The sequence below is a fragment of the Streptomyces sp. LS-MS-L19 genome (genome assembly GCF_058382285.1).
The window spans coordinates 1-3674 of record NZ_JBYCLL010000002.1 but is presented as its reverse complement, the minus strand read 5'-3'; the positions used below and the strand labels follow the sequence as shown (position 1 = coordinate 3674).

6 protein-coding genes and 1 pseudogene are annotated in these 3674 nt (G+C 43.4%); 4 read left to right on the top strand and 3 right to left on the bottom strand.

The genetic code is table 11. The features are described from left to right. Positions 1-410 (bottom strand): DUF1398 domain-containing protein (locus AC2XR2_RS44390; protein WP_012775990.1); only part of this gene is annotated, 410 nt, incomplete at its 3' end. Between the two features lie 285 nt (positions 411-695). Here AC2XR2_RS44390 and ybcW point away from each other — a divergent pair. Next, positions 696-902 (top strand): protein YbcW, encoded by a 207-nt coding sequence (gene ybcW / locus AC2XR2_RS44385; RefSeq protein ID WP_001031427.1) that lies wholly within the window; start codon positions 696-698, stop codon positions 900-902. A 164-nt stretch (positions 903-1066) separates the two neighbouring features. Here ybcW and AC2XR2_RS44380 read toward each other — a convergent pair whose 3' ends face one another. After that, positions 1067-1261, bottom strand: coding sequence for a YlcI/YnfO family protein (locus AC2XR2_RS44380; protein ID WP_001421937.1), 195 nt, complete (start codon positions 1259-1261; stop codon positions 1067-1069). A gap of 556 nt (positions 1262-1817) precedes the next feature. Here AC2XR2_RS44380 and AC2XR2_RS44375 point away from each other — a divergent pair. The 3 genes and pseudogenes from AC2XR2_RS44375 to rzpD all read left to right on the top strand — a co-directional run bounded on the left by AC2XR2_RS44375 (position 1818) and on the right by rzpD (position 3059). Next, positions 1818-2141 (top strand): annotated as a pseudogene (locus AC2XR2_RS44375) (phage holin, lambda family). Further along, positions 2125-2601, top strand: coding sequence for a glycoside hydrolase family 24 protein (locus AC2XR2_RS44370; protein ID WP_000229403.1), 477 nt, complete (start codon positions 2125-2127; stop codon positions 2599-2601). Before AC2XR2_RS44375 ends, AC2XR2_RS44370 begins: the two are co-directional and overlap by 17 nt. Further along, entirely contained in the window at positions 2598-3059 is a 462-nt protein-coding gene (rzpD, locus tag AC2XR2_RS44365; RefSeq protein ID WP_000092275.1) for a prophage endopeptidase RzpD, read from the top strand. Before AC2XR2_RS44370 ends, rzpD begins: the two co-directional genes overlap by 4 nt. A gap of 31 nt (positions 3060-3090) precedes the next feature. Here the strand turns inward: rzpD and bor are convergent, their stop codons facing one another. Then, positions 3091-3384: a serum resistance lipoprotein Bor gene (gene bor, locus AC2XR2_RS44360; protein ID WP_000738492.1), complete on the bottom strand. Its 294-nt coding sequence runs from the start codon at positions 3382-3384 to the stop codon at positions 3091-3093. Positions 3385-3674 lie beyond the last annotated feature (290 nt).

The window sequence follows — 3674 nt, the reverse complement described above, 5'->3', positions numbered from 1 at the left end:
TAGCGTGGAAAGATTTGTGTAGTGTTCTGAATGCTCTCAGTAAATAGTAATGAATTATCAAAGGTATAGTAATATCTTTTATGTTCATGGATATTTGTAACCCATCGGAAAACTCCTGCTTTAGCAAGATTTTCCCTGTATTGCTGAAATGTGATTTCTCTTGATTTCAACCTATCATAGGACGTTTCTATAAGATGCGTGTTTCTTGAGAATTTAACATTTACAACCTTTTTAAGTCCTTTTATTAACACGGTGTTATCGTTTTCTAACACGATGTGAATATTATCTGTGGCTAGATAGTAAATATAATGTGAGACGTTGTGACGTTTTAGTTCAGAATAAAACAATTCACAGTCTAAATCTTTTCGCACTTGATCGAATATTTCTTTAAAAATGGCAACCTGAGCCATTGGTAAAACCTTCCATGTGATACGAGGGCGCGTAGTTTGCATTATCGTTTTTATCGTTTCAATCTGGTCTGACCTCCTTGTGTTTTGTTGATGATTTATGTCAAATATTAGGAATGTTTTCACTTAATAGTATTGGTTGCGTAACAAAGTGCGGTCCTGCTGGCATTCTGGAGGGAAATACAACCGACAGATGTATGTAAGGCCAACGTGCTCAAATCTTCATACAGAAAGATTTGAAGTAATATTTTAACCGCTAGATGAAGAGCAAGCGCATGGAGCGACAAAATGAATAAAGAACAATCTGCTGATGATCCCTCCGTGGATCTGATTCGTGTAAAAAATATGCTTAATAGCACCATTTCTATGAGTTACCCTGATGTTGTAATTGCATGTATAGAACATAAGGTGTCTCTGGAAGCATTCAGAGCAATTGAGGCAGCGTTGGTGAAGCACGATAATAATATGAAGGATTATTCCCTGGTGGTTGACTGATCACCATAACTGCTAATCATTCAAACTATTTAGTCTGTGACAGAGCCAACACGCAGTCTGTCACTGTCAGGAAAGTGGTAAAACTGCAACTCAATTACTGCAATGCCCTCGTAATTAAGTGAATTTACAATATCGTCCTGTTCGGAGGGAAGAACGCGGGATGTTCATTCTTCATCACTTTTAATTGATGTATATGCTCTCTTTTCTGACGTTAGTCTCCGACGGCAGGCTTCAATGACCCAGGCTGAGAAATTCCCGGACCCTTTTTGCTCAAGAGCGATGTTAATTTGTTCAATCATTTGGTTAGGAAAGCGGATGTTGCGGGTTGTTGTTCTGCGGGTTCTGTTCTTCGTTGACATGAGGTTGCCCCGTATTCAGTGTCGCTGATTTGTATTGTCTGAAGTTGTTTTTACGTTAAGTTGATGCAGATCAATTAATACGATACCTGCGTCATAATTGATTATTTGACGTGGTTTGATGGCCTCCACGCACGTTGTGATATGTAGATGATAATCATTATCACTTTACGGGTCCTTTCCGGTGAAAAAAAAGGTACCAAAAAAAACATCGTCGTGAGTAGTGAACCGTAAGCAGGTGCTGTTCGGATTCTATCGTGTTTCCCTATTAACCTTAGCAATACGTAACTGAACGAAGTAACGTATTGCTAAGGTTAATAGGGAAACACGATAGAATCCGAACAGCACCTGCCATCAGATTGTGTTTGTTAGTCGCTTTTTTTTTTTGGAATTTTTTTTTTGGAATTTTTTTTTTGCGCTAACAACCTCCTGCCGTTTTGCCCGTGCATATCGGTCACGAACAAATCTGATTACTAAACACAGTAGCCTGGATTTGTTCTATCAGTAATCGACCTTATTCCTAATTAAATAGAGCAAATCCCCTTATTGGGGGTAAGACATGAAGATGCCAGAAAAACATGACCTGTTGGCCGCCATTCTCGCGGCAAAGGAACAAGGCATCGGGGCAATCCTTGCGTTTGCAATGGCGTACCTTCGCGGCAGATATAATGGCGGTGCGTTTACAAAAACAGTAATCGACGCAACGATGTGCGCCATTATCGCCTAGTTCATTCGTGACCTTCTCGACTTCGCCGGACTAAGTAGCAATCTCGCTTATATAACGAGCGTGTTTATCGGCTACATCGGTACTGACTCGATTGGTTCGCTTATCAAACGCTTCGCTGCTAAAAAAGCCGGAGTAGAAGATGGTAGAAATCAATAATCAACGTAAGGCGTTCCTCGATATGCTGGCGTGGTCGGAGGGAACTGATAACGGACGTCAGAAAACCAGAAATCATGGTTATGACGTCATTGTAGGCGGAGAGCTATTTACTGATTACTCCGATCACCCTCGCAAACTTGTCACGCTAAACCCAAAACTCAAATCAACAGGCGCCGGACGCTACCAGCTTCTTTCCCGTTGGTGGGATGCCTACCGCAAGCAGCTTGGCCTGAAAGACTTCTCTCCGAAAAGTCAGGACGCTGTGGCATTGCAGCAGATTAAGGAGCGTGGCGCTTTACCTATGATTGATCGTGGTGATATCCGTCAGGCAATCGACCGTTGCAGCAATATCTGGGCTTCACTGCCGGGCGCTGGTTATGGTCAGTTCGAGCATAAGGCTGACAGCCTGATTGCAAAATTCAAAGAAGCGGGCGGAACGGTCAGAGAGATTGATGTATGAGCAGAGTCACCGCGATTATCTCCGCTCTGGTTATCTGCATCATCGTCTGCCTGTCATGGGCTGTTAATCATTACCGTGATAACGCCATTACCTACAAAGCCCAGCGCGACAAAAATGCCAGAGAACTGAAGCTGGCGAACGCGGCAATTACTGACATGCAGATGCGTCAGCGTGATGTTGCTGCGCTCGATGCAAAATACACGAAGGAGTTAGCTGATGCTAAAGCTGAAAATGATGCTCTGCGTGATGATGTTGCCGCTGGTCGTCGTCGGTTGCACATCAAAGCAGTCTGTCAGTCAGTGCGTGAAGCCACCACCGCCTCCGGCGTGGATAATGCAGCCTCCCCCCGACTGGCAGACACCGCTGAACGGGATTATTTCACCCTCAGAGAGAGGCTGATCACTATGCAAAAACAACTGGAAGGAACCCAGAAGTATATTAATGAGCAGTGCAGATAGAGTTGCCCATATCGATGGGCAACTCATGCAATTATTGTGAGCAATACACACGCGCTTCCAGCGGAGTATAAATGCCTAAAGTAATAAAACCGAGCAATCCATTTACGAATGTTTGCTGGGTTTCTGTTTTAACAACATTTTCTGCGCCGCCACAAATTTTGGCTGCATCGACAGTTTTCTTCTGCCCAATTCCAGAAACGAAGAAATGATGGGTGATGGTTTCCTTTGGTGCTACTGCTGCCGGTTTGTTTTGAACAGTAAACGTCTGTTGAGCACATCCTGTAATAAGCAGGGCCAGCGCAGTAGCGAGTAGCATTTTTTTCATGGTGTTATTCCCGATGCTTTTTGAAGTTCGCAGAATCGTATGTGTAGAAAATTAAACAAACCCTAAACAATGAGTTGAAATTTCATATTGTTAATATTTATTAATGTATGTCAGGTGCGATGAATCGTCATTGTATTCCCGGATTAACTATGTCCACAGCCCTGACGGGGAACTTCTCTGCGGGAGTGTCCGGGAATAATTAAAACGATGCACACAGGGTTTAGCGCGTACACGTATTGCATTATGCCAACGCCCCGGTGCTGACACGGAAGAAACCGGACGTTATGATT